The organism is Bowmanella yangjiangensis (genome assembly GCF_017255015.1).
Classification (GTDB): domain Bacteria; phylum Pseudomonadota; class Gammaproteobacteria; order Enterobacterales; family Alteromonadaceae; genus Bowmanella; species Bowmanella yangjiangensis.
Genome location: NZ_JAFKCS010000001.1, coordinates 419,498 through 443,130 on the forward strand (window position 1 = coordinate 419,498; position 23,633 = coordinate 443,130).

The 23,633-nt window shown below is 50.7% G+C and carries 19 protein-coding genes and 1 riboswitch; of the genes, 12 read left to right on the plus strand and 7 right to left on the minus strand.

The window, feature by feature from the left end:
- The first annotated feature begins 217 nt into the window (after positions 1–217).
- From J0A65_RS01855 to J0A65_RS01875, 5 genes are all read left to right on the plus strand, one after another.
- Positions 218–3,280, plus strand: a complete 3,063-nt coding sequence (locus J0A65_RS01855; RefSeq protein WP_206592405.1) for a TonB-dependent receptor — start codon at positions 218–220, stop codon at positions 3,278–3,280.
- 142 nt (positions 3,281–3,422) lie between these two features.
- Complete coding sequence (locus J0A65_RS01860; RefSeq protein ID WP_206592406.1) at positions 3,423–4,175, plus strand: SapC family protein; 753 nt, start codon at positions 3,423–3,425, stop codon at positions 4,173–4,175.
- Positions 4,175–5,209 carry a cupin-like domain-containing protein gene (locus J0A65_RS01865; RefSeq protein WP_206592407.1) on the plus strand — a complete coding sequence of 345 codons (1,035 nt, stop codon included), beginning with the start codon at positions 4,175–4,177 and terminating at the stop codon, positions 5,207–5,209. Before J0A65_RS01860 ends, J0A65_RS01865 begins: the two co-directional genes overlap by 1 nt.
- Before the next feature lie 8 nt (positions 5,210–5,217).
- A complete protein-coding gene (locus J0A65_RS01870; protein ID WP_206592408.1) occupies positions 5,218–6,699 on the plus strand; it encodes a tryptophan halogenase family protein in 1,482 nt (493 codons plus the stop codon).
- Between the two features lie 169 nt (positions 6,700–6,868).
- Complete coding sequence (locus J0A65_RS01875; RefSeq protein WP_206592409.1) at positions 6,869–7,147, plus strand: hypothetical protein; 279 nt, start codon at positions 6,869–6,871, stop codon at positions 7,145–7,147.
- On the opposite strand, the gene J0A65_RS01880 is transcribed toward J0A65_RS01875, so the two are convergent.
- Complete coding sequence (locus J0A65_RS01880; protein ID WP_206592410.1) at positions 7,108–7,383, minus strand: hypothetical protein; 276 nt, start codon at positions 7,381–7,383, stop codon at positions 7,108–7,110. The two genes, J0A65_RS01875 and J0A65_RS01880, sit on opposite strands and share 40 nt — an antisense overlap.
- A 124-nt stretch (positions 7,384–7,507) precedes the next feature.
- A riboswitch (yybP-ykoY riboswitch) is annotated at positions 7,508–7,701 on the plus strand.
- Between the two features lie 3 nt (positions 7,702–7,704).
- On the opposite strand from J0A65_RS01880, the gene J0A65_RS01885 reads away from it, so the two are divergent.
- Positions 7,705–8,256, plus strand: a complete 552-nt coding sequence (locus J0A65_RS01885; RefSeq protein WP_206592411.1) for a TMEM165/GDT1 family protein — start codon at positions 7,705–7,707, stop codon at positions 8,254–8,256.
- A gap of 81 nt (positions 8,257–8,337) precedes the next feature.
- On the opposite strand, the gene J0A65_RS01890 is transcribed toward J0A65_RS01885, so the two are convergent.
- Genes J0A65_RS01890 through J0A65_RS01900 form a run of 3 tightly spaced genes read right to left on the minus strand, consistent with a single transcriptional unit; the run spans position 8,338 to position 13,260 of the window.
- Positions 8,338–10,761 carry a glycoside hydrolase family 3 N-terminal domain-containing protein gene (locus tag J0A65_RS01890; RefSeq protein WP_206592412.1) on the minus strand — a complete coding sequence of 808 codons (2,424 nt, stop codon included), beginning with the start codon at positions 10,759–10,761 and terminating at the stop codon, positions 8,338–8,340.
- 2 nt (positions 10,762–10,763) lie between these two features.
- On the minus strand, positions 10,764–11,774 hold the full coding sequence (locus J0A65_RS01895) for a glycoside hydrolase family 43 protein (RefSeq protein ID WP_206592413.1): 1,011 nt from the start codon (positions 11,772–11,774) through the stop codon (positions 10,764–10,766).
- 16 nt (positions 11,775–11,790) lie between these two features.
- On the minus strand, positions 11,791–13,260 hold the full coding sequence (locus J0A65_RS01900; RefSeq protein ID WP_206592414.1) for an MFS transporter: 1,470 nt from the start codon (positions 13,258–13,260) through the stop codon (positions 11,791–11,793).
- Positions 13,261–13,463: 203 nt separating this feature from the next.
- Between J0A65_RS01900 and J0A65_RS01905 the strand changes: the two genes are divergently transcribed.
- Together J0A65_RS01905 and J0A65_RS01910 are read left to right on the plus strand one after the other, a co-directional pair.
- The gene (locus J0A65_RS01905; RefSeq protein ID WP_416135290.1) at positions 13,464–14,891 is read left to right on the plus strand and encodes a sugar porter family MFS transporter; all 1,428 of its coding nucleotides are present in this window, start codon (positions 13,464–13,466) and stop codon (positions 14,889–14,891) included.
- A 269-nt stretch (positions 14,892–15,160) separates the two neighbouring features.
- Positions 15,161–16,093, plus strand: a complete 933-nt coding sequence (locus tag J0A65_RS01910) for an aldose epimerase family protein (RefSeq protein ID WP_206592415.1) — start codon at positions 15,161–15,163, stop codon at positions 16,091–16,093.
- A gap of 44 nt (positions 16,094–16,137) precedes the next feature.
- Here the strand turns inward: J0A65_RS01910 and J0A65_RS27880 are convergent, their stop codons facing one another.
- The 3 genes from J0A65_RS27880 to xylB all read right to left on the minus strand — a co-directional run bounded on the left by J0A65_RS27880 (position 16,138) and on the right by xylB (position 19,322).
- Positions 16,138–16,269: a PEP-CTERM sorting domain-containing protein gene (locus J0A65_RS27880; protein ID WP_416135291.1), complete on the minus strand. Its 132-nt coding sequence runs from the start codon at positions 16,267–16,269 to the stop codon at positions 16,138–16,140.
- A 183-nt stretch (positions 16,270–16,452) separates the two neighbouring features.
- Complete coding sequence (gene xylA, locus J0A65_RS01920) at positions 16,453–17,772, minus strand: xylose isomerase (protein ID WP_206592417.1); 1,320 nt, start codon at positions 17,770–17,772, stop codon at positions 16,453–16,455.
- A 98-nt stretch (positions 17,773–17,870) separates the two neighbouring features.
- The gene (gene xylB / locus J0A65_RS01925) at positions 17,871–19,322 is read right to left on the minus strand and encodes a xylulokinase (RefSeq protein ID WP_206592418.1); all 1,452 of its coding nucleotides are present in this window, start codon (positions 19,320–19,322) and stop codon (positions 17,871–17,873) included.
- A gap of 184 nt (positions 19,323–19,506) precedes the next feature.
- On the opposite strand from xylB, the gene J0A65_RS01930 reads away from it, so the two are divergent.
- From J0A65_RS01930 to J0A65_RS01945, 4 genes are all read left to right on the plus strand, one after another.
- Positions 19,507–20,709, plus strand: coding sequence for a XylR family transcriptional regulator (locus J0A65_RS01930; RefSeq protein ID WP_206592419.1), 1,203 nt, complete (start codon positions 19,507–19,509; stop codon positions 20,707–20,709).
- Between the two features lie 107 nt (positions 20,710–20,816).
- Positions 20,817–21,503 (plus strand): thermostable hemolysin, encoded by a 687-nt coding sequence (locus tag J0A65_RS01935; RefSeq protein WP_206592420.1) that lies wholly within the window; start codon positions 20,817–20,819, stop codon positions 21,501–21,503.
- A complete protein-coding gene (locus J0A65_RS01940) occupies positions 21,503–22,966 on the plus strand; it encodes an AMP-binding protein (protein WP_206592421.1) in 1,464 nt (487 codons plus the stop codon). Before J0A65_RS01935 ends, J0A65_RS01940 begins: the two co-directional genes overlap by 1 nt.
- Positions 22,953–23,624, plus strand: coding sequence for a TenA family transcriptional regulator (locus J0A65_RS01945; protein WP_206592422.1), 672 nt, complete (start codon positions 22,953–22,955; stop codon positions 23,622–23,624). Before J0A65_RS01940 ends, J0A65_RS01945 begins: the two co-directional genes overlap by 14 nt.
- Positions 23,625–23,633 lie beyond the last annotated feature (9 nt).

Here is a 23,633-nt window from a genome sequence, read left to right on the forward strand (position 1 = left end):
TTGTTAAAAAAATATAGTGGGTAATGTTTTTTTGCAAAATAAATAGATCGACCTCACCACTACAATGCTGACAGATATAAAAATGGGCCGGATAAAAGCTGTTGCTCCGGTCAATGGGAACTGACTGACGCATACAAAGGGAACAGCTGTGAGAGCATTCTGCCTGTTCGCACGATGAGCGTTAGTTCACATAATAAAAGTAAGTGGGAACAACAACATGAACAAAGCAACGATGTTTAACAGAACTGCCCTGGCAAGCAGCATTTCCCTGCTGCTGGGGACATCGCTAGCCATGCCACTGCAGGCGCAGCAAACTGAGGCTTCCGAGGAAAACTCGGTGGAAGTCATTCAGGTTAGTGGTATGCGCTCCAGTCTGCAGCAAGCAACCAGCATTAAGCGCCATTCCATGGGGGTGGTGGATGCCATTTCTGCCGAAGATATCGGCAAATTCCCAGATACCAATCTGGCAGAGTCCCTGCAACGTATTAGTGGCGTATCGATCAGTCGTACCAATGGCGAAGGCTCAGAAGTCACAGTGCGGGGCTTCGGTGGTGACAATAATATGGTGACGCTTAATGGCCGTACCATGCCTGCTGCCACCACCTATGGGGCAGGCTCTGGTGCCGATGGCACCACCCGTGGGGGAAGTACCCGCGCCTTCGACTTTGCTAATCTGGCCTCTGAGTCGATTAAATCGGTAGAAGTGTTTAAGACCAGTAAGGCCGATATCACTACCGGTGGTCTGGGTGCGACCTTGAATATCATCACCGCCAAACCATTGGACAGTGAAGGCTTTGTGGCCAGTGCCGGTGTTAAAGCCGTGCATGACACTACTAACCGCACCGGGGATGATTTGACCCCGGAACTGTCCGGTATTATGAGCTATGCCAATGACGAATCCACTTTTGGGGTGGGGTTGTCTTTCAGCCATCAGGAAAGAGACTCGGGCTATACAGGCGCGACGGTCAATGCCTGGAATATCGGCTATTGGGACGACAGTAATCCAGGTGGTGATCTGTATGGTAACCCTGACGTGGACTACCGTAATGCGCCGCAGGATGGCCAGTTATTTGCCCGTCCTAATGATATTCGTTATGCCTTCTCCAACACCGAGCGGGTACGGGATAACGCGCAACTGACCTTACAGTTTCGCCCCAATGATGCCCTGACCGCGGCAGTGGATTACACCTTTGCCGAAAATGAAATTAAGGAACAGCGCGGTGAAATTACCAACTGGGTGCAGGGCGGCGGAAATACCCGCATTGTAGAATTTGACGACAGCGCGGTAAGAACCCCAGTTTACATTATGCAAGAGTATGATGGTGGGGTGGACGAAGGTTATGAACAGCAGTGGCGCGAACAGACTAATACACTTAAGTCACTGGGTCTGAATCTGCAATACAATGTGAGTGACTATTTCTCGCTGACTCTGGATGCGCACGACTCAGAAATGTACAGCCGGGGTACCGGCCCCCGCAATACGGGCGAGCTGGCCGTAGGGTTGGGCGCGCCCACCGTGGTATCCCGCGAATGGTTCTGGGGTATGGATCTGCCGACCTATAAAAACGTTTATGACGACAGTATTCGCGGCGCCAATAACAATGGTCAGGTGGATGCAGGTGATGTGGGCTCGTCGGTGGCGCGCTTGCGTAACGCCAGCCAGAAGACCGAAATTTCACAGGTTAAACTGGATGGTCAGTATCTGCTGGAAGACGGGCGCTTTGATTTTGGTGTGGAGCTGCGCACTATGGAATCCCGCACTATGCAAACTGCTGGCCGCAATATCGATAACCTGGGCGGGTGGGGCGTCGCCTTCCCCGGTGAATTCGATGCTTATGGCCTGATTCAACCTTTTGACCTGCCCGGAGAGTTTGACGATTACGATACTATGCCGGGAGGCTACGGCTTTATTGCCGATGCCAGGGCATTATATGATGCGGCACTGGAATTGTATCCCAATGCCAATCCTGCTCTTCCTACTGCATCAGAGACAGCATTGTCCGCAGATAATACGATCAAAGAAGAAACCCAGGCGGTATATTTCCAGGTGGCATTAGGCGGCGAGCTGGGCGGTATGCCTTTTGACGTACTGACCGGCCTGCGCTATGAAAAAACCGATGTGACGTCCACCTCCTTGGTCAACCCTGTGTATTTCTCCTGGGACAGCAATGACGATGTCAACTCTCACCCGGGTGAAGGCGCAGAGCCAACCGCACTGGACAGTGACTACGACTACCTGCTCCCCAGCCTGGATTTCAGCCTGGATATTACCGAGGATCTTAAAGGCCGTTTCTCTTTTGGTAAAACCATTGGTCGTGCCGGCCTCGGTGACTTGGGTGTGTCGTACGGTAATTTTGGCGGCGGTGGCGGTTCCACCTTGCTCGGCGCACAGCCTACGGCTGATGGCTCCAACCCTGGCCTTCTGCCGCTGGAGTCGTCCAACTACGATCTGTCGCTTGAGTGGTATTACAGCCCGGACAGTTATGCCTCTGTTGGTCTGTTTCAGAAAAACGTCATCAACTTTATCGGTCGCCGGCAAGTGGACCAGAAGATTTTAGGCATTCGTGATGTGACCGGCGGGCCAAGAGCCCAGGCGGCGATGCAGGCGTTGGATGATCTGGGGGTACTGGTCGACAACACGTCGCTGTTTACCATGATGGTCATTCTGAATAATCCAACCGACTTCCCTGGTGGCGCGGGTGAATACAATAATCTGTCTCCGCAGGACATAATAGATATTGAACGTGACTATGATCTGCTGGCCAACGAGTCGGACCCTGAAACCACCTTCCGTACCAGTATTCCGGATAACAGCCGCGAAGCCAAGCTGTATGGTGCCGAACTGGCTGTTCAGCACTTCTTCGGGGACAGCGGTTTTGGTGTGCAAGCCAACTACACCATAGTGCGGGGTGACGTAGGCTTTGACAATGAGGCTAACCCTGACGAGGATCAGTTTGCGCTGTTGGGCCTAAGTGACACGGCCAACCTGATTGCCATGTATGAGAAAGAGGGCTGGCAGGCCAGGATTGCCTGGAACTGGCGGGATAAATACCTGGCTGAAGTCAATAAAGGCGCGGATCGTAACCCTCGTTATGTGGAAGCTTACTGGCAGATAGATGTGAATGTCAGTTATGACATCAGTGAAGACCTGACGGTGTTTGTGGAAGGCTTGAATATCACTGGTGAAAATGACCGACAGCACGCCCGTAATGAAGCGCAGCTGTGGTTTTTGACTGATTTGGGCGCGCGCTATCAGATTGGTGCCCGTTACGCATTCTAAAACCAGGTGTCCTGTTATGACCTGAAATGTATGAGCCGCTGGTAACAGCGGCTCTTGTCTGTTTGCGGTGCTGTACATTTGTTCGCCAATACAGGCATAGTGGGGATACAGAGGTTAAGTTGTTCAGGGGATAGTATTATTTATGCCGCAACATGTTTTGCTTAACAATATCAGTCATCAACAGACCCGGGTGTTGCACCGGTTTGCCGCGGAGTATGGTGACAATCTGGCCAGTGTACCGGTGATGCCCAATGAATTTACCGAACTGCAAAAGGAATACCCCCTGCTGTTTCGTCGTCAGCAGCCCAATGGCCCTTATCAGGCTCTGGCATTGTTAGGATTTGAAGCCGGCGAGAACCTATTTCTGGAGCCGCAGTTGCCTTCAGGCTGGGCGGCCAGACAGATACCGGCGATGTTAGAGCGGGGACCTTTTTTGATTGGTATGCAGCATCGTCAGGAAGAAGGGCAGCATCAGGAAGTGGCTGTTATCCATATTGATATGGACCACCCTAAGGTTAATCAGCCGCAAGGCAAGGCACTGTTTCTGGAATACGGTGGCAACAGCCCCTATCTGGAGTTTGTTTCTGCATGTTTAACCCAGCTCCATCAGGGCATGGCCATGGCACCGGGTCTTTATGCCTTAATCGAGGAACTGGATTTATTTGAACCCATCAATATTGATATTGAACTGCACAGCGGCGAAAAACTGCGCCTGACCGGCTATGCCACCATCAGCGAACAGCGCCTGGCACAGTTGGATGCGCAAAAGTTGCATGGCTTACACCAGGCTGGCGCTTTGCCACTCTGCTATGCGGCCATGGCTTCTCTTAGTAATATTCGGCAATTGATAGACAAGAAAAATCAGCGCCTGGGTCAGGCCGCTAAGGGGGCCTGATGCACGTCGACTATGCGCCTGTGCCGGTTATGAACAACCTGCCTCCTGGTCAGCTACCTGCAGATCTAAGTGGCTTTAGCCAGCCCGTGGTGTTTAAGGGATTGGTCAGTCACTGGAAATTGGTAATGTTGGGCAGGCAGTCCAGCGATGAGGCAGTGGCTTATCTTAAATCGTTTTATAACGGCAATCCGGCTTTTGTTTATCAGGGCGAGCCGGGGCTTGACGGTCGTTACGGCTATAACGACGATTTTACCCGGCTTAATTATGAAACCAGCCGCATGGCGCTGGATGAGGTACTGGACAGGCTGCTGGCCTGTCGGCAAACCGCCAACCCACCAAGCTACTATATTGCTTCCAATGTGATTGATTACAACTTCCCGGGCCTGAGCGCTGACAACCATTTAGACATACCCCTCAGGCCATCGCCGCAAGCCTGTGAACCGCCAGTGCCCAGTCTTTGGATAGGCAATCGTTCGGTAGCCCGCTGTCATTATGATGCCTCAGACAATATTGCCTGTGTGGTGATGGGGCGGCGGCGTTTTACCTTGTTTCCGCCGGATCAGATAGCCAACCTCTACCCGGGGCCGCTCACCCCTACCCCCGGCGGACAGGCCATTACCTCGGTGGATATTCATCAGCCGGACCTTGGCCGCTTTCCACGCTTTGCCGAAGCCATCAAAGTCGGACTCAGTGTTGAGCTGGAGCCGGGGGATGCTATCTATATTCCCAGTATGTGGTGGCATCAGGTGGAAGGACTGGACAGTGTCAATATTCTGATCAACTACTGGTGGAGTGACGCGGCAAAGTTTATGGGCTCGGCCATGAATGTGCTGCAGCATGCCATGCTGAGTCTGCGTGATAAACCAGCCCATGAAAAAGCAGCCTGGAAGCAGGTATTTGACTATTACGTGTTTGGCGATAGTCAGTTGCCACGAGCCCATTTGCCGGAGCAAGCCTGGGGGGACTTAGGGCCCATGACGGAGCTAAGCTCCAGGCAATTGCGCGCCAGGCTTATTAATAAACTCAACAGATAGGAACAGCCGTGCAGCAGGTAAAAAAAGTGGTGATAGCCGGTGGGGGTACAGCCGGATGGGTGACTGCCGCTGCCTTGTCCAAACAGTTGGCCAATCTGGTAGACGTGACCCTGGTGGAGTCGGAAGAGATCGGCACCGTGGGGGTAGGGGAAGCAACCATTCCGCCCATGCTGGTGTTTCATAAATTGCTGGGTATTGATGAGCAAGCTTTTATGCGTGCAACCCATGCGACCTTTAAATTGGGTATCAGTTTTGAAGGTTGGGGAGATATTGGGGAGCGTTATATTCATCCCTTTGGCACGACTGGCAAGGGCAGCTTTCTGGCTGATTTTCAACATTACTGGCTGCATGGAAAGACGCTCGGAATCGATTACGCCATTGATGACTATTGCTATGAATTGCAGGCTGCCGAGGCTGGACGTTTTGCCCGCTCCGACAGTTCCAGCATCAGTTATGCCTATCATCTTGATGCGGGTCGCTACGCCAAATTTTTACGTGAATTCAGTGAGCAGCATGGGGCCAGGCGCATCGAAGGACGCATCGCCAGGGTAGAACAGGATCCCGACAGCCAACATATCCGTGCCTTGGTGCTGGCCAGCGGCCAGCGGGTGGAAGGGGATCTGTTTATCGATTGCACCGGTTTTCGAGGCTTGTTGATTGAACAGACTCTGCAAACCGGTTATGAAAACTGGCAACATTGGCTGCCTTGCGACAGTGCGGTGGTAGTGCAGACTGAATCCGCCGACACGCTGCCACCCTATACGCGTGCCATGGCCCATGACAGTGGCTGGCAGTGGCGCATTCCTCTGCAGCACCGGGTGGGTAATGGCCTGGTCTATAGCAGCGCTCATCTGGATGACGATAGTGCCCGTGAACGGCTGATGACCAATCTGGAGACCGCGCCACTCACCGAGCCACGCTTGATTCGCTATCAAACCGGTCGGCGTAAGCAGTTCTGGAATAAAAACTGTATTGCCATGGGCTTATCCAGTGGTTTTGTGGAACCCCTTGAATCTACTAGTATCTATCTGTTTATGAATGCGGTGGTGCGACTGCTGAAACTGTTTCCCTTTAACGGCATGCAGAGCGCACAGGTGGATGAGTACAACAGGCAGTCCATTGTTGAACTGGAAAAAATCCGCGACTTTATTATTCTGCATTACCACCTGACCCGCCGTGATGACAGCGCGTTCTGGCGTTACTGCCGAACCATGGCCATTCCCGATAGTCTGGCACAGCGCATGGCGTTGTTTCGTGAATGTGGCCAATGTTTTCAAAGCAGTGATGAATTGTTCAGGCTGGAGTCCTGGGTGCATGTGATGCTGGGCCAGGGGCTGATGCCGCAGGGCTATAATCAACTGGTGGCGGCCGTGCCGGAAGCGCAGCTGCGTCAGCATCTGCAGGGCATTCGTCAGACCATTGGGCAAGTTGTACAGAAATTACCTTCCCACCGAGAGTTTATTCATTATTACTGTCGTGCGAGTTGCTAATGACCGACATAGGTATGAAGGGAAATGCCAGACGTCGCTCATCCAATGTGGGGGTGTCTGATTAAGAAATTCGGTGGTTACCATTCGACGTTCATAATTAACAGCGAAACCTGTAAGTCATCGTCTTTATATAAGGGAGATAAAATGCCTAGCTCAGAAGGAAAGTGTGATGCGCTGGTTTGTGGTTGATCTCGGAGACGCGCTGCTAGCACAGAATAAGTTGGTGGAACTGCAAACTCAGCTTACAACGGCCTGGCAAGGCGCAGGTCAACCTCAAGAGATGTTGGCTGGCTATTGTTATCGGGGGAGTGGGTTGCATTGTCAGGTTGATGTCTTTATCAGTGAGGCATTGCAGTACGTTGTTAATTTGCCTGCCGCCAAACCTTGTTATCGTCCCCCACCGGATTTTCAATCTTTATTGGGGGATTCTCCTTCAGCCATGGCTTGAGTGTTTTTGTCTGTGCTTTGCTCGGCTTCCATGCGCATAAAAATAAAAGTCAGGTACATTTTTGTGGGGAGCGACATAGCCATTCCGACCGCAACCAGCGAGGCACTTATTACTATGCCGGTGACGCCAAGTGATTCCATAGCCGGATTAAAATGCAAGATAACGCCAAGCAGGATAAAGCTAATGCCTACCCCCATTAAGATTTTTAACAGAACGATCAACTTGTTATCAGTCATTAGTAGCACCTTTTAAACGACGCATAGGGTTAGCATAAATCAGGTTGATTGGTGCAGCTTGATCCAAGTCAGTAAGCTATCAATATCAGAAAGCGGGTGAACTGCAAAGCCGCTTGTGATAGTCTCTGCTCCGTCTTGGGGGAGTAGCCCGCCTGCCACCTACTGGCAGGTAAGTTTGTCAACATAGTCAGGCCTCATGCCTGTGGCAAATTTGTATTCGTGGTAATGCGGATATCGGCGAGACCTAAGGCAAATGGCCACTCCATTAGGCGGGAGAGGGTTGTTTGCCTTTGGTTTTGTATCCCGCCTGAGATTGTCTAAATGGAAGCTCTCTTTACCTCCACCGCTGTGGTCGCATTGGCCGAAATGGGTGATAAAACCCAGCTTTTGTCGCTTCTGCTGGCTGCTAAATTTCGCAATAAATCTGCAATCGTCATGGGTATTCTGCTGGCCACCCTGTTAAATCATGCCGCCTCTGCCTGGCTGGGCGCCTGGTTAGCCGGTTTTATTAATTCCTCGCTTGGTCAATGGCTATTGGCAGGCAGTTTTATTCTGGTGGGATTGTGGTTGCTGGTGCCAGATAAGGAAGATGCGGTGAGCAGTCGTTTTGATGCCTATGGTCCTTTTTTAGTTTCGCTCGTGTTGTTTTTTCTGGCAGAAATTGGCGATAAAACGCAAGTGGCGACAGTGCTGTTAGCCGCCGAGTATCAATCCGTATTTTGGGTGACTATGGGGACAACCCTTGGCATGCTTTTCGCCAATGTGCCGGTGGTTTATCTTGGAGCTCGGTTGATGGAGAAAATTCCGCTCAATGTTACCCGTGTGATAGCCAGCGTATTATTCATTTTGATGGGAATAATGACACTTTTATAAGTGACTTTTTTATCAAACCAGGGCCGTTGTTCGTAGCGATACAATACGTTGCGAACAGCGGCCTGACACGATCATGGAACATCACTTGTAATCAACAGAAGCTTTGCTTAAGTAAGCTTTGTTAGCCCTTACATCGGTGATTTCGCCCCCAATGCTGAAAGCTTGCTGTAAACGAATATCAGCCGATGAACTACCTATCATCAGTCGGATCTCTCCAGGCTCGACTACCCAGCGCATGTGGTTATCAAAAAATGCCAGCAGATTCACTGGTAGTTCAAAACTGACGTTGGCTTGCTGACCAGGCTGCAGGGCAACCCGCTGAAAGCCCTTCAATTCCTTTACCGGCCGGGTGGCGCTGGCTACCGGGTCCTGGATATATAGCTGCACCACCTCGGTTGCCGCATATTTACCGCTGTTTTTCAGGGTAAAACGGACCTTGATGTGGCCATTCGCTTTGGCATCGCTGGCGTCAAGTTGCAGATCTGTATACTCAAACCGGCTGTAACTAAGACCATGACCGAAAGGATAGAGAGGGGTGATGTCGTCAAATAAATAACCCCGTTTAGCTGAGGCTTTATGGTTGTAATAGCTGGGGATATGGCCAGCGCTACGCGGGAAGGTCAGCGGTAATTTACCACTGGGGCTGACATCCCCCATCAGCACGTTGGCGATGGCGGAACCGGTTTCCTGGCCCAGATACCAGGCCTCAATAATCGCTGGCATATCCTCAGCCAGTGCGCCTAAGGCCAGCGGTCTGCCATTGGTCAGCACCAGTACCACGGGTTTGCCCGTGGCCAATATCGCCCTGGCTAACGCCACCTGATTGCCCACCAGTTGCAGACTGGTGCGGTCGCCCAGATGTCCGTCTGCCCAGGCTTCTCTGGACAGCGCTTCGTTTTCACCCAGCACCAGCACCACTGCATCGGCACGCTTTGCCAGTGCCACTGCTTCGGTCATTAAGCGTTGATTGTGCTGTGGTTCACCTAACACCACGTTATCCTCATTCCAGCGCTGCATCGAAAAGCTGTTGGCCTGCTGGCTGCGCTGGTCAGGGCTGAACTGGTCCTGGGTTAATTTGGTACCCGGGGCATAGTCAACCCGTACCTGGCCTTTGAGTTTGTCGCGCAGACCCGCCACAATACTCACAGTTTGTTTAGGAATGCTGCTGTAACCGCCAAGCAGGGTTTCGTTTGCATGCGGACCTATCACTGCCAGGGACCTGAGCTTGCCAGCGTCCAGCGGCAGCAAACCGTCGTTTTTCAGTAAAACCATAGACTTCTCCGCCACCTGGCGGGCAAATTCGCGCTGGGCAGGGGAGCCGACTAAGGCATCGGCCTGACTGGCATCCACAAAGGGTTGTTCAAACAACCCCAGTCTGAATTTCATCGTCAGTACCCGGCGTACGGCTCTGTCAATCAGTGCTTCCTGCAACTGGCCGCTTTGTACCAGCTTGACTAAGTGCACGAAGGTTTGACGATCCGGGGTTTCCATATCCACACCTGAACTCAGAGCGGCTATGGCGGCCTGAGCGTCATCCTGATACAGGCGGTGGCGACTGACCAGTTCGGCAATGGCGTAGTAGTCGCTGACCACCACGCCATCAAAACCCCATTCGTCTCGCACTATGTCCTGCAGCAGTGGCTGGTTGACGTGGGAGGGGATACCGTCGATTTCATTGTAGGACGCCATGATGCTGCCGGCTCTGGCCAGTTTGACCGCGGCTTCAAAAGGCGGCAGGAAGATTTCATGTAGCTCCCGTTTGCCTATATGTGCCGGGGCAATATTCACGCCAGCCTGGGGCTGACCATGACCGGTCAGATGTTTAAGCGTCGCGACCACCTTATTTGGCGCAAACTGCTCGCTGGCGTGCTCGCCCTGAAAACCTTTAACCCCCGCAACTCCCATGGCGGTCATCAGGTAAGGATCTTCGCCCATGGTTTCTTCAATGCGGCCCCAGCGTGGATCGCGGGCAATATCCAATATCGGCGTCAGCGCCCAGTGTCCGCCTGTCGCACGCATTTCGCTGGCGGCCAGAGCATAGATATCGTGCATATCCTGTGGCGACCAACTGCTGGCCAGGGCAATTGCCTGGGGAAAACTGGTCGCATTAAAGGCCACATAGCCATGCAGGGCCTCTTCATGCATCAGGGCGGGGATGGCTAATCTGGTGTTTTCCTTCAGCCAGCGCTGGGCGGCGTTATTAAATTCGGCGGTCTGACGCGGGGTTTTAAACTCACTGGGGCGGCCGATATGACCGATGCCCAGGGGCATAATGTCGGCCGCTTTGTTTGGCAAAAAACCTTGCTCTGTATCTTCCATGTCGCGGCGCTGATGCCAGATGGTTTGCAGTTGCGCGGCTTTTTCTTCCAGCGTCATACGGCCCAGCAAGTCTTCTACGCGCTTTTCTATCGCAAGATCGGGATTCTGATAGGGCCAGGGTTGCGCCCAAGACGACAAGGCAAACAGAGAGAGTCCCACTCCGGTAACCACTTTAAATCCTCGCATTGTCACTCCTTATAAGGTTGCAGAGTCTGGATTCGGCCCTGTTCGTCGTAAGTTAATTCGGCCATTTTTACCGAGCGCAAGTGAGTGACGCCTTCGGATAAACTGGAATCGTGGTAAAACAAATACCACTTGCCGTCGACTTCGCAGATGGAATGATGCGTGGTCCACCCCACTACCGGCTCCAGTATCCTGCCCTGATAGACAAATGGGCCGTATGGGCTGTCGCCGGTGGCGTAGCAGATAAAATGGCTGTCGCCGGTGGAGTAAGAAAAATAGTACTTACCCTGGTATTTATGCAGCCAGGACGCTTCAAAAAAACGCCGCTGGTTGTCTGCGGCCAGCAGCAACTGCCCCTGCTCGTCAAGCAACTGGATCTGCTGTGGTGTTTCTGCAAACTCCAGCATGTCTTCACTTAGGCGCGCCACCATCGGCCCCAATGCCGGCTCATGCGCCAAAGGTTCAGCAAAGGCAGGATCGTACTGACAATCGCGGTAATGTTGCAGTTGCCCACCCCAGATGCCGCCGAAATACAGGTAGTATTGTCCGTCGTCATCGGCGAAAACGGCCGGATCAATGGAGAAACTTCCGGCTATAGGTTGTGGCTGAGCCGTAAAGGGCCCGGCAGGGGAATCCCCCGTTGCTACGCCAATCTGAAAGCGCCCTTGTGCATTACGGGCCGGAAAGTAGAAGTAATAGGTGCCGTTCTTATACGCCGCATCAGGTGCCCACATTTGCCGCTCAGCCCAGGGCACGTCCTTAATATGCAGCGCCACACCGTGATCTGTGACCTGGCCGCCCGGTTTGTCTAAAGACAATACATGGTAATCCTGCATGGCAAAGTGGTCGCCATTGTCGTTAAACGCAATTCCGGCATCAATGTCATGAGACGGGTAGATATAGATGCGGCCATTAAATACATGGGCAGACGGATCTGCGGTATAAATATGTTCTACCAGTGGCTGGGACAACGCTTTGGCGCGCAGTTGTTTATAGTCGATGGATTGTTCTGACATACCTGTTCCTGTCTTGTTACTGGCTTTGCAATGCCTGGCGACGCTGGCTAAGTTCCAGCTCTATCTGGTGTTCACGTCGCTTGTTAATTTCATAGCGGCTGACAATAACCACACCGATTAGAAAGGGGATGGCTGCGAACAAACTGACCGACAGCTTGATGCCCTCAATGGTCTGTGGCGTCTGAGTGACAAGGGCTGCGTTGTAGTCATACTGGGCTAAGATGGCGGCCACCAATGCGCCGCCAATGCTCAGACCCAGCTTCAGTCCAAAGATCATGGCGGAAAAGATAATCGCAGTGGCACGGCGGTGATTCTTCCATTCTGAATAGTCGGCCACATCGGCAATCATGGCCCAAAGCAGGGGAATGGTGATGCCGTAGAAAAAGCCGTGCAGAATCTGCGCGAGAAACACTAAGCCTATGGCGTCGGCTGGCAGCAGATAAAACACCAGAATAAACAGCGTGGAGATAAACAGTGCTATGGCAAAGACATCCCGTTTGCCGAAGCGATCTGCCAAGGGTTTGGAAAAGCCAATACCTACAATCATTAGCAGAATGCCACCGGCATTAAACAAGCTGAAGCCGGAGGTGGCGGCATCCTCAGGCCAGTGAAACGCGTTCAGCCCGATACTGGTCAACAGACTATTCAGGCCAGCGATAAACTGATTAAAGCCGATATCCTGCAGAAAAACGGCTATCTGCGCTTCATGCAGATAATTCTCGAAGTAATAAACGTACATGCCGCCTTTCAGGGACAAGGTGACAAACACCAGAATAGTCAGAATCAGCATGATGGCCCAGGGACGATTATGCAACAGGTCGCGCAGGTCCTGCGCGATGCTGGAATGGCCTTCAGTGACTGTTATCACCCGTTCCTTTGTGGTGATAAAGGTGATGAGAAAAAATACTATGCCCACCACAGAAAATATCGTCATGGTGTTTTTAAAGCCCAGGGCTTTATCACCGTCACCCAAAATCAATACCAACGGCAGCAGCAGCGCCTGAATGATAAATTGTGCCACCATCACCGCCACAAAACGGTAGGCGGATAAACTGTTACGCTCAGCCATGCTGCCGGTAAGCACACCACTTAAGGCAGAGTAGGGCAGATTGTTGGCTGAGTAGATAATCACCAACAGCACATAAGTGACAAAGGCGTAGACCAGCTTGCCGTCAGGGCCGAAATCCGGGGTGGAAAACGCCGCCAGGGCAATTAGACCAAAAGGCACAGATGTCCAGAGTATCCATGGACGAAACTTGCCATAGCGTGTTTGAGTGCGGTCAGCAATCAGGCCCATCAAGGGATTAAAAAACGCACCGATCAAGCCACCGACAAAAATAATGCTGGCAGCCTGGGCGGGTGGAATTTGATACACGTCGGTGTAAAAAAACGCCAGAAAGGTCATCAAAGTCTGGAAAATTAGATTAGCGGCCAAATCTCCCAGGCTATATCCCACCTTCTCTGTGATGGTTAGTGTTTGCGACATATTGTTCCTGCTTTTTGTGTTTTTTACTTGCGAGGTAATGGCGACTTGCGACGCTTGGCCCCACCATACCAGCGAATCTTGGCTTCAAGGTTAACGGAATGTGAGTGTGGCTTTATTATTTTTAACAAACTGGATGCGTCAATCATTTAAGGTCCGTATGCTGGGAAAACCTCAGCATTTAGCCGTTTAGGAAGGATCGCAACTTGGACCAAGCAATTGATAATGTTCTGTTACAACATCAAGAAGAAAACCGCCTTTTTATTGCTTTTATCAGTGTCGTGGCCACCATCGGTGGTTTTTTGTTTGGCTTTGATAGTGGGGTGATTAACGGTACCGTGGATGGCCTGCAAATTGCCTTTAATTCTGAAAGTATCGGAACAGGATTTAATGTATCCAGTATGTTGTTGGGGTGCGCGGTGGGGGCATTTTTCGCAGGGAGACTTGCGGATCGATTTGGTCGCCGTGCTTTATTGCTGGTATCCGCCGTACTTTTTATTGTTAGTGCCTGGGGTTCGGGTATTGCTGCAAGCTCAGAGGAGTTTGTGTTGTATCGGATTCTTGGAGGACTGGCGGTGGGGGCGGCGTCGGTAATGGCGCCAGCCTATATTTCTGAAGTGGCACCGGCCCGCTACCGGGGAATGCTGACCACAGTCCAGCAGATTGCCATTATCAGTGGTTTGTTTGCGGCTTTTTTAAGTAACTATATTCTGGCCGCCAGTGCCGGCGCTTCCACCAGTGAATTGTGGATGGAGTATGCGGCCTGGCGCTGGATGTTCTGGATTGAACTGGTCCCGGCTGTGTTATTTCTTTTGATGCTCCTATTTATTCCGGAGAGCCCGCGCTTTTTAGTGGTTAAGGGCCGTCGTGAGCAGGCGATGGCGGTGCTTGCACGCTTATACGGTGACACCGTAGCGCGTCGCAAGGTAGAGGAAATCGACCAGTCTCTGGCCAAGGATCATCACAGACCCCGTTTGCGTGATCTTATCGACAAACACAGTGGTAAGGTGCGCAAGATTGTTTGGGTCGGCATAGGTCTTGCAACTTTTCAGCAACTGGTGGGCATAAACGTGGTGTTTTACTACGGTGCAGTGCTGTGGCAGGCGGTGGGCTTTTCTGAGTCGGATGCCCTGCTGATTAATGTAATCAGCGGTGCTTTGTCCATTGGTGCCTGCGTGATCACTTTGTTGGTGATTGACAAAATTGGTCGTAAGCCACTACTTAAATGGGGTTCGGTGGGGATGGCTGTGACGCTGTCGCTGATGGTACTGGCCTTTGCCAATGCTGGTCAGGACGAGTCTGGCCGTTTGATTATGGGGAGTTGGGGAGCACTGGCGTTATTTTCCGCCAACGCTTATGTGTTTTTCTTTAATATGTCCTGGGGGCCGGTGATGTGGGTGATGTTGGGAGAAATGTTCCCTAACCAGATCCGTGGCTCGGGGCTGGCCGTCAGTGGCCTTGCCCAGTGGGGGAGCAATTTCCTGATTACCATGACTTTTCCTATGTTGTTAACTGGTATTGGTTTGGCCGGTGCCTATGGCTTGTATGCGCTGGGTGCTACTTTGTCCGTGTGGTTCGTGATTAAGATGGTACATGAAACCAAAGGTACGGAATTGGAAAATATGCCGGGGTGATAGCACTTATATAAGCAACCACCTGCGCCCGCCTAATCCCTATTTCACTTGAAAAGTGGAAGCCCAGCCATGGGGATCTCAGCCTTTTCTCAATTGAGAAAAGGCTGACGTTTTTACCTATTATCGAGTGAGCAAATTCCGCCACTATTGAATTCTCGCCGTTTCATCAGACCGCGAAGGCAGTGAAATTCCATAAAGGCTAAGCAAGCAAACGCACTTTGCTATTGGACGGGGGACTTTTACTCTGAGCTTTATTTGCTGGGTGTTTTATGTCAATTCAGGTCTTCCGTTTGTCCAACTGTGTCGGCGATGAGGTGGCTATTTTGGACTGGGGAGCAAGATTGTGCAGTTGGTCTACCAGGTTAGGAAGTGGCAAGCGCAATATTGTGCTGGGTTATCAAGATATCTTGAAGTACCAGCAGGACCCATATTATTTAGGTGCGGTCGTTGGTCCGTATGCCAATCGTATTGGGCACGGAAAACTTAAAATAGCCTCACGTACATACCAATTAGAACAAAATGAGGGGAATCATCATCTACATGGCGGTGTTTCCGGGCTTCATCATGTTCGATGGCAGTATTGCCATTCGACGAGATCGCAACTCTCTCTGAGGTATCTGCAACAGGATGGTGTTGGCGGATACCCTGGGCCTGTCAACTATAAGCTGGAATTTGAATTAGAAGATTGCAGCAGACTATGGGTGAGAATGCAGGCTGAAGTAGGGCAAATCAGTCTGGTTGGGCCGACGTTTCATCCCTACTTCAACTTAGCGGCTGACACCATATCCATTAATGACCATTACTTGCAATTAGATGCTGAACACTTCGCTGTAGTCGACGATGCGGGGATTCCCACCGGCGAGCTTCGTAACGTCAAAGACAGCCAATTTGATTTTCGTTGCGCCAGAGTTCTGGCCGATACTGCCGTGGATCATAACTTTGTGGTTGGTGGCAGTCTCAAACAATCTGCAGCGAGCCTAATCAGTCCCGATCAGCACTTGAAACTTGCCATTAGCGCGGACTATCCCGGACTACAGCTATATACTGGTGATTATTTAAGTACACCATTCACACCGCGTCAGGGATTGTGCCTGGAACCCCAGTTTTTCCCTGACTCACCTAACCAGATAGGTTTCCCTTTCCATTTCAGTCAGCCTGATAAACCATTTGAAGCAACCCTGTGTTATCAATTAGATAAGTAATTGATAACACAGGATAGCAATGACGTAGTGATAAACCCGAGGGGTTAGGTCCGCTGCTGTCTTCTGATGCACAACAGTAAACTCAAAGCCATTAACAACATCCATAAACTGGCTGGTTCTGGTATATGAGTGACAGCAGTGGCTATCAGGCGAAAGGTCAAGTCAAACTCGTTCAACTCATCAGGTGGTTATTTACCATTGTCAGCTATTAGGACTTCCAAACTGAGAAGAACTGACTAATTGACTGGGAATTCGGGGGAGCAGCGTGCCCTCCTGCAGCTATAGACCTACAGATAAGTCCGCTCGTCATAGGTGTCGGCGCAATATGCGGCTTCCTTTCCGCATATGGGCTAGAGATATTAACGATATAGTACCAGGTTAATTTGGTTTTCCAGCCATTCCTGACGGCCACTGACGGGTTGCGGATCCAATTCCTGACTCAATGTCAGAGCAGCGAGTGATTGCAGGGAATGTTCTCCACTTTGAATGGCTTTGCCTAATGCACTGTTCCAACCTCTATAGCGGTTGGCCACGGTGTCGGCGAGAAATTCTTTTTCAATCAGTACGGCGGCTTTCTTTAACGCCATGGCCAGATGATCCATGCCGCCAATATGGCCATGGAAAAGATCATAGCGGTCCAGGCTTTGACGGCGTAATTTTGCATCAAAATTAAAGCCCCCTGTGGTAAAACCGCCGGCCTTTAGGATTTCATACATCACCAGCGTCAGCTCCTCGACACTGTTTGGAAACTGGTCAGTGTCCCAGCCGTTTTGTGCATCTCCACGGTTAGCGTCGATACTGCCAAAGATACCCAGGGATATCGCTGTGGCGACTTCATGATGGAAGGAGTGCCCAGCCAATGTCGCATGGTTGGCTTCGATGTTTACACGAAATTCATTTTCAATACCGTATTGTTTCAGGAAGCCATACACTGTGGCACTATCATAATCGTATTGATGCTTAGTCGGTTCTTGAGGCTTGGGTTCAATCAACAAGGTGCCTTTGAAACCGATTTTATGCTTATGCTCTACGACCATCTGCATAAACCGGCCCAACTGCTCGCGCTCCTGGCGTAAATCGGTATTCAGTAAGGTTTCATATCCTTCGCGGCCTCCCCACAACACGTAGTTTTCACCGCCCAGTCTATGTGTGGCATTTAGGGCATGAAAAACCTGGGTGGCACCATAGCTGAATACCTCAGGATCAGGATTGGATGCCCCACCAGCCGCATAGCGAGGGTTACTGAACAAATTTGCCGTTCCCCAAAGTAATTTTGTTCCAGTTTCTGCCTGTTTTTGCTCTAAGACATCCACCATTTCTGCAAAGTTGTTCACGTACTCTTTGATGCTATTACCTTCCGGTGCAACATCCACGTCGTGAAAACAATAATAAGGGATGGTCAGCTTATGGAAAAATTCAAAAGCAACGTCGGCCTTTTGTTTGGCCAGAACCATGGGATCTCCGGTCTTGAGCCATGGACGACCGAAGGTGCCTGCACCAAATACATCCTGGCCATTCCAACAGAAGTTATGCCAGTAGCACGCAGCGAGTCGAAGGTGTTGTGCCATCGTTTTGCCTAATATCAGCTCGTCGGCATTGTAATGTTTAAACGCCAATGGGTTTTGGCTATCTGGCCCTTCAAAGGCAATCTTATCTATTTGGTCAAAAAATTGAGCCATGTTGCTCTCCAGTAGAATATCACTTGCGAATATTGGTCAATCGTACGATGTCCAACAATTACGTTTTTTCAGAGTTTTTTTGTGCTTTTGCGCATTGTCTAGAAATGACCACGCAGGGCTTGATACAAGGCTTTGAACCTGACCAAACGATTTGCTAACAGGCTGTGCATACAGGCGTTAGGTTGATGTACCGCCAACACAGGTGGTGGGGGGCAGATAGTGGCTGGATCCTCTTTGGGATGCAGCGCAAGTTTTGCTAATCGGGCGGCGCCAAGCGCAGGCCCTACATCGCCTCCTTCACGAAACGTCAGGCTTCGGTTCAAGGTATTGGCCAGCAACTGTCGCCAGAAAGGGCTGCGCGCGCCACCACCAATCAGACTGATTTCCTTTGGTACAAGGCCTGTGGTATGCAAGACCTCGGTACCTTCCGCCAGTGCAAAGGCGACCCCTTCCAGCACAGCATAGGTCAAGTCAACCCGCTGGGTTTGATGGGTCAACGCAAAAAACATTCCTGAGGCTTGAGGGTTGTTATGTGGCGTACGTTCACCACTTAGATAAGGTAGAAACAGCGGCGTTTTTTCATTTGCTTGGTATTGCTCAAGTTCTTCCAGCAATGCTGATACGGGGAGTTTGACAATGTTATCGGCGTACCAACTCAGACAACTAGCGGCGCTCAATACCACGGACATTAAATGCCAGGTGCCAGGCAACGCGTGGCAAAAACTATGCAATGCTGACTTCGGGTTTTTCAGAAAACCATCGCTAACGGCAAAGTAAACCCCCGACGTGCCCAACGATATCATGGCTTGCCCTGGGTGAATGAGACCAGCACCAATTGCACCTGCCGCATTGTCTCCAGCGCCTGCGACTACCGGCACGGTAGACATGTCCCATCGCTGAGCCAACGAAGTATGCAGGTACCCTGCAATCTGATTACCTTCCAGTAACCTGGGCATCTGACTAAGTTGCAGACCACAGGCGGTCAGCATCTTTTCACTCCAGCGGCGCTTGGCCACATCTAACCAAAGGGTGCCCGCAGCATCAGACATGTCAGTAGCAAGTTCTCCGGTCAGGCGAAATTGCAGGTAGTCCTTTGGTAGCAATACCGTAGAAATTTTGCTGAAATTGGTGGGCTCATGCTCTTTAACCCACAGCAGCTTAGGGGCTGTGAAACCCGGCATCGCCAAATTTCCAGTGATTTCTCTTGCATCTGGCACCTTGTCTTCCAACTGCTTACATTGGGGGTGTGCTCGACCATCGTTCCACAAAATGGCTGGGCGGATGACCTGATGGTTCTGATCCAACAATGTGGCTCCATGCATTTGTCCCGACAAGCCTATGGCCCTGACTTGAGACAAAGCTTGTCTTTTCGCCAGTGCCGTCATACAACGATCTAATGCCAACCACCAGTGCTCGGGGTCTTGTTCAGACCATAAGGTATGAGGTCTGGATATTGAGAGGGAATAAGATTCGCTATCTGTAATCTGGCCGTCTTCGGCCAGCATTATCACCTTTACGCCTGAGGTGCCAAGGTCGATACCTAAGTACATGCATATGTCCAACAGAGATGAGAATGGCTAGATCCTTGGTCAGTCGACGCAATGCGGCAATTACGAAATTTCGTAACTGAGTAGCTATTAATACTTTGAGTATTTGAAAAATCGCCTTAAAGTCTATGATTCAACTGGGTTGTTAATGTTTGGTTAAAAAGTAAAAAAAGTAATTGGGTGAAGTATGTTCAAAGCAAGACACAGTATTACTCTGCTGTTTAATGCCAACAAAGTCTACGATCGCCAGGTGATCGAAGGCATTGGCCATTACCTGCAATCGTCCAAAGCCGACTGGGATGTCTATCTTGAAGAAGACTTTTTGTGTCGTCTGGAACATATTCACGAATGGAGTGGTGATGGGATTATTGCCGACTTTGATGACATGAATATTCAACTAGCCCTAAAAGGAAGTAATAAACCTGTAGTTGGTGTGGGAGGATCATATGCAGATCCCTGCCAATATCCGGCTGTGCCCTATGTTGCCACAGACAACCGAGCCTTAGTGAAGCTGGCCTATGAACACTTGAAACAAAAGGGGCTGGAGCGATTTGCTTTTTATAGTGTTCCAATTGATGAAAATCATCGTTGGGCCCGCGAACGTGAAGCTGCTATTACCGAGCTAACTGCTAAGGATGGCTACGAATGCCAAATATACCAAGGGCATTGTACACGGCCTGAAACCTGGCAATACGCAATGAACCGTCTGACCGATTGGATCCAAAGTTTACCCAAGCCAATAGGTATTCTGGCTGTGACAGATTCGCGAGCCCGGCATTTGTTGCAAGCTTGCGATCATATTGGTTTGATCGTACCGGACAATGTGGCCATTATCGGTATTGATGATGATGACATCGCGCGGTTTTTAAGCCGTATCAGTTTAAGCTCCGTGACTCAGGGCTGCTTTGAAATGGGCTATCAAGCGGCCAAGTTGTTGCATAAACAGCTCAGTAACATTCAGATAGGCCGCAAACAGATTTTAGTGCCACCTGCCGGCGTGGCTTCACGTCAGTCAACCGACTTTAAAGCGCTTAAAGATCCTCACGTAATACAAGCCATGCATTATATCCGTCAGAATGCAACTCGCGGTATTAAGGTGGAACAGGTAACGGATTTTGTCGGCATTTCTCGTTCTAACCTTGAGCAGCGTTTTCGCAGTGAAAGGGGGCATTCTATTCATACAGAGTTGCACAATCAGAAATTGGGGCGGGCATGTAAAATGTTAAATGATACTCAGGTTAGTCCTACAGAAATAGCCAGTATCTGTGGTTATCCGTCGCTACAGTATATGTATGCAGTATTCAAACGTCATTTTGATCAGACACCCACTGAATACCGAAACAGTCAAAGTGACAGTGTTAAGCATAGTGCCCAGGTCGTTAACTTCTGAATAGCGTAGTCAGGAATTCTGAATAAAACATAATATCTGGAAGCCTTAAGTTTCTTTTAAGCTTGACGGTATACCTTCCTATCAGAAGTGAGTGATAGGAGACGTTTATGTACCAGCAAGTTGTGCAGTATTGCGGCGATGTTACCCGCCATGCGTCGATTAAAAGTGGCAGTGGTCTGAGTTTGTCCAGTGCCTTGCCTGGTGATCTGGCTCGCCCTGAGCTGGAAAATTTCATTAAGAAAGGCTTCGCCAAAGCGTACGGCGCAGATATCCATCACTTTATGCCTACACTGCTGGCGATTAAGGGTCAGCATTATCAGGCTGCGCTTGGTTTGCGCAGCGGACGCGAATCCCTGTTTGTTCAACAGTACCTTGACGACAATGTGATGGATTGTCTGGCAGCTAAAGGAATTGCCACTCAGCCGGAGCAGATTGCGGAAATAGGCAATCTGTTTGCACTGTCACGCCGGTACGCCATGCCATTGTTTATGGCAAGCACATTGGGCTTGTTTCTCAATCACTATAGCCATCTGCTGTTTTGCGGTACCAACCACTTAATTGCCTTGTTGCAAAGAGAAGGTGTCAAGCTGACCTATCTGGCTGATGCTGATCTTTCTCGTTTAGCGCCATCCAATGATGACTGGGGAAGCTACTATGAGACTGAACCCAAAATCATGGTGCTTGATCTGAAAGACGCCATGACGCCCATGCTTGAGCGAGACTTGTTGCCAGGCCTGTTTTCTTCATTTTGTGCCGATATCCAGACCCTGACCGCTGAACTGAGGAGCCTGTAATGTATTTCCCAGCCTGCGACTTTGCCCCAGACGCTATGGCACTTTGCAGTAGTGATGCGCAACTTTCTTATGGGCAGCTAGCCGAGCAGGTTGAGTTGCGCGCCGACTGGCTCAAGCAACATGGCATCCAATGTGTGGCGCTTAGCCTTGAAAACAGCATTGAATGGGTGTTGATGGACTTAGCCTGCCAACGTGCTGACGTATGCTGTGTGCCTGTACCTGTGTTTTTCAGCAAACCACAGCGGGACCATCTGCTGAGTGCCGCCGCCGTGGATCTGATAGTCAGTGCGCCTTTGAAAGGACAGGACAATCAACCATTTGGTAGTTTTAGTGTTGAACACATCAGGCCCGAAAAAGCCGCACAATTGCCACAAGGCACCGGAAAGATCACTTTTACCTCAGGCTCAACCGGCATGCCCAAAGGGGTTTGTCTCAGTCATGCCTCACAGCAAATTACTGCGCAAGCCCTGGTGGATACCCTGGCAATGGATGACGTCGTGCATCTATGTTTGTTGCCATTGGCTACATTGCTGGAGAATGTGGCGGGTGTATATGCGCCGCTGCTGGCGGGGGGCAAAGTTGTACTGGCCGATGATGCACAGCGAGGCTTTATAGGAAGCCAGCTCACAGACCCCGCAGCCATGCTGGCTCTGATTAGCCAATGGCAGCCCACGAGTTTGATCTTAGTCCCTGAGCTGTTGACCTTGCTGATTCAGGCGTGGCGGCAAGGCTGGCGTCCACCCGCATCTTTGCAATTTATTGCGGTGGGCGGCGCTAGGGTGTCGGCGGCTTTGCTTAAACAAGCCCAAGCTATCGGACTACCGGTTTATCAGGGATACGGACTTAGCGAGTGTGTCTCTGTGGTGGCCTTAAACACCCCAGAGCACAATCAGCTTAAGAGCGTGGGGCGTCCGCTGCCACACAATCGCCTGGAAATTGAAGATGACGAATTGCTGGTACGTGGCAACCTGTTTCTTGGCTATTTAAACCAACCTGAGTCCTGGTATCCGGATGTGGTGCGTACCGGTGACAAAGCCAGCTTTATTGATGGCTATGTTGGCATCGATGGGCGGTTTAAAAATCTGCTGATTAACTCGCTGGGCAGAAACATTTCGCCTGAGTGGGTTGAAGCGGAGGTTATGGCCAGCGGCATGTTTCGGCATGTGATGCTGGTGGGCGACAGCCAGCCCTTCTGCACAGCCCTATTAGTGCCCATGCAAGCTCAGTTACCCGCTGCTTTGGTTGCCTCTGCCATTGACGCTACCAATGTCCGCTTACCTGACTATGCCAAGATCAGAGCCTGGCACCTGCTTAGTGCAGATGAGATGCAGGACACCAGCCTGTTTACCGCCAATGGCAAATTAAAACGCGATGTCATGTTACAGCGCTTCGCTAAATACATCGACGCCTTTTATCAAATGGAAAATTACGTTGAATCAGGAGCTTATCATGAAGCTATATGAAAGATTACAAGCCGAAACCCGCACTGAACGCGATTACCTGTTATCGGCCCCTATTATTCAGCGCTGTTTTCGTGGTGAGTTTGACCTCAACGATTATGTCGCCTTTCTGCAACAGGCCTACCATCACGTTAAGCATACAGTGCCATTGTTGATGACGGCTGGCAGTCGCTTGCCGGAAAGCAAAGAGTGGCTGCGCGAAGCTGTGGGCGAATACATTGAAGAAGAAATGGGCCACCAGGAATGGATCCTGAATGACATTGCCGCTTGCGGTTATGACAAGCAGCAAGCCAGACAAAGTAAACCATCAAGTGCCACCGAATTGATGGTGGCCTATGCCTATGATGCTGTTCAGCGGGTTAATCCACTGGCGTTTTTCGGCATGGTGTTTGTACTGGAAGGCACCAGTATTGCCCTGGCTGACAATGCAGCCGCGCAGATTCAGGGTAAGTTGGACTTACCCACCAAAGCCTTCAGTTATCTGCGTTCACATGGTGCATTGGATCAGGAGCATATTGTGTTCTTTGAAAACCTGATGAATCAGATTGACGATGAAACCGAGCAGGACGTGATTTTGCATGCCGCCCGCATGTTCTTTCGCTTATACGGCAATATCTTTTATGAGCTGGACCCTTGCCATGGTCTGGCTCAGGCTGCCTAGGAGAAGGAT

Coding starts and splice junctions, on each gene's coding strand:
- J0A65_RS01855 (WP_206592405.1), top strand. CDS start 218: ATGAACAAAGCAACGATGTTTAACAGAACTGCCCTGGCAAGCAGCATT.
- J0A65_RS01860 (WP_206592406.1), top strand. CDS start 3,423: ATGCCGCAACATGTTTTGCTTAACAATATCAGTCATCAACAGACCCGG.
- J0A65_RS01865 (WP_206592407.1), top strand. CDS start 4,175: ATGCACGTCGACTATGCGCCTGTGCCGGTTATGAACAACCTGCCTCCT.
- J0A65_RS01875 (WP_206592409.1), top strand. CDS start 6,869: ATGCGCTGGTTTGTGGTTGATCTCGGAGACGCGCTGCTAGCACAGAAT.
- J0A65_RS01880 (WP_206592410.1), bottom strand. CDS start 7,383: ATGACTGATAACAAGTTGATCGTTCTGTTAAAAATCTTAATGGGGGTA.
- J0A65_RS01885 (WP_206592411.1), top strand. CDS start 7,705: ATGGAAGCTCTCTTTACCTCCACCGCTGTGGTCGCATTGGCCGAAATG.
- J0A65_RS01890 (WP_206592412.1), bottom strand. CDS start 10,761: ATGCGAGGATTTAAAGTGGTTACCGGAGTGGGACTCTCTCTGTTTGCC.
- J0A65_RS01895 (WP_206592413.1), bottom strand. CDS start 11,774: ATGTCAGAACAATCCATCGACTATAAACAACTGCGCGCCAAAGCGTTG.
- J0A65_RS01900 (WP_206592414.1), bottom strand. CDS start 13,260: ATGTCGCAAACACTAACCATCACAGAGAAGGTGGGATATAGCCTGGGA.
- J0A65_RS01910 (WP_206592415.1), top strand. CDS start 15,161: ATGTCAATTCAGGTCTTCCGTTTGTCCAACTGTGTCGGCGATGAGGTG.
- xylA (WP_206592417.1), bottom strand. CDS start 17,772: ATGGCTCAATTTTTTGACCAAATAGATAAGATTGCCTTTGAAGGGCCA.
- xylB (WP_206592418.1), bottom strand. CDS start 19,322: ATGTACTTAGGTATCGACCTTGGCACCTCAGGCGTAAAGGTGATAATG.
- J0A65_RS01930 (WP_206592419.1), top strand. CDS start 19,507: ATGTTCAAAGCAAGACACAGTATTACTCTGCTGTTTAATGCCAACAAA.
- J0A65_RS01935 (WP_206592420.1), top strand. CDS start 20,817: ATGTACCAGCAAGTTGTGCAGTATTGCGGCGATGTTACCCGCCATGCG.
- J0A65_RS01940 (WP_206592421.1), top strand. CDS start 21,503: ATGTATTTCCCAGCCTGCGACTTTGCCCCAGACGCTATGGCACTTTGC.
- J0A65_RS01945 (WP_206592422.1), top strand. CDS start 22,953: ATGAAGCTATATGAAAGATTACAAGCCGAAACCCGCACTGAACGCGAT.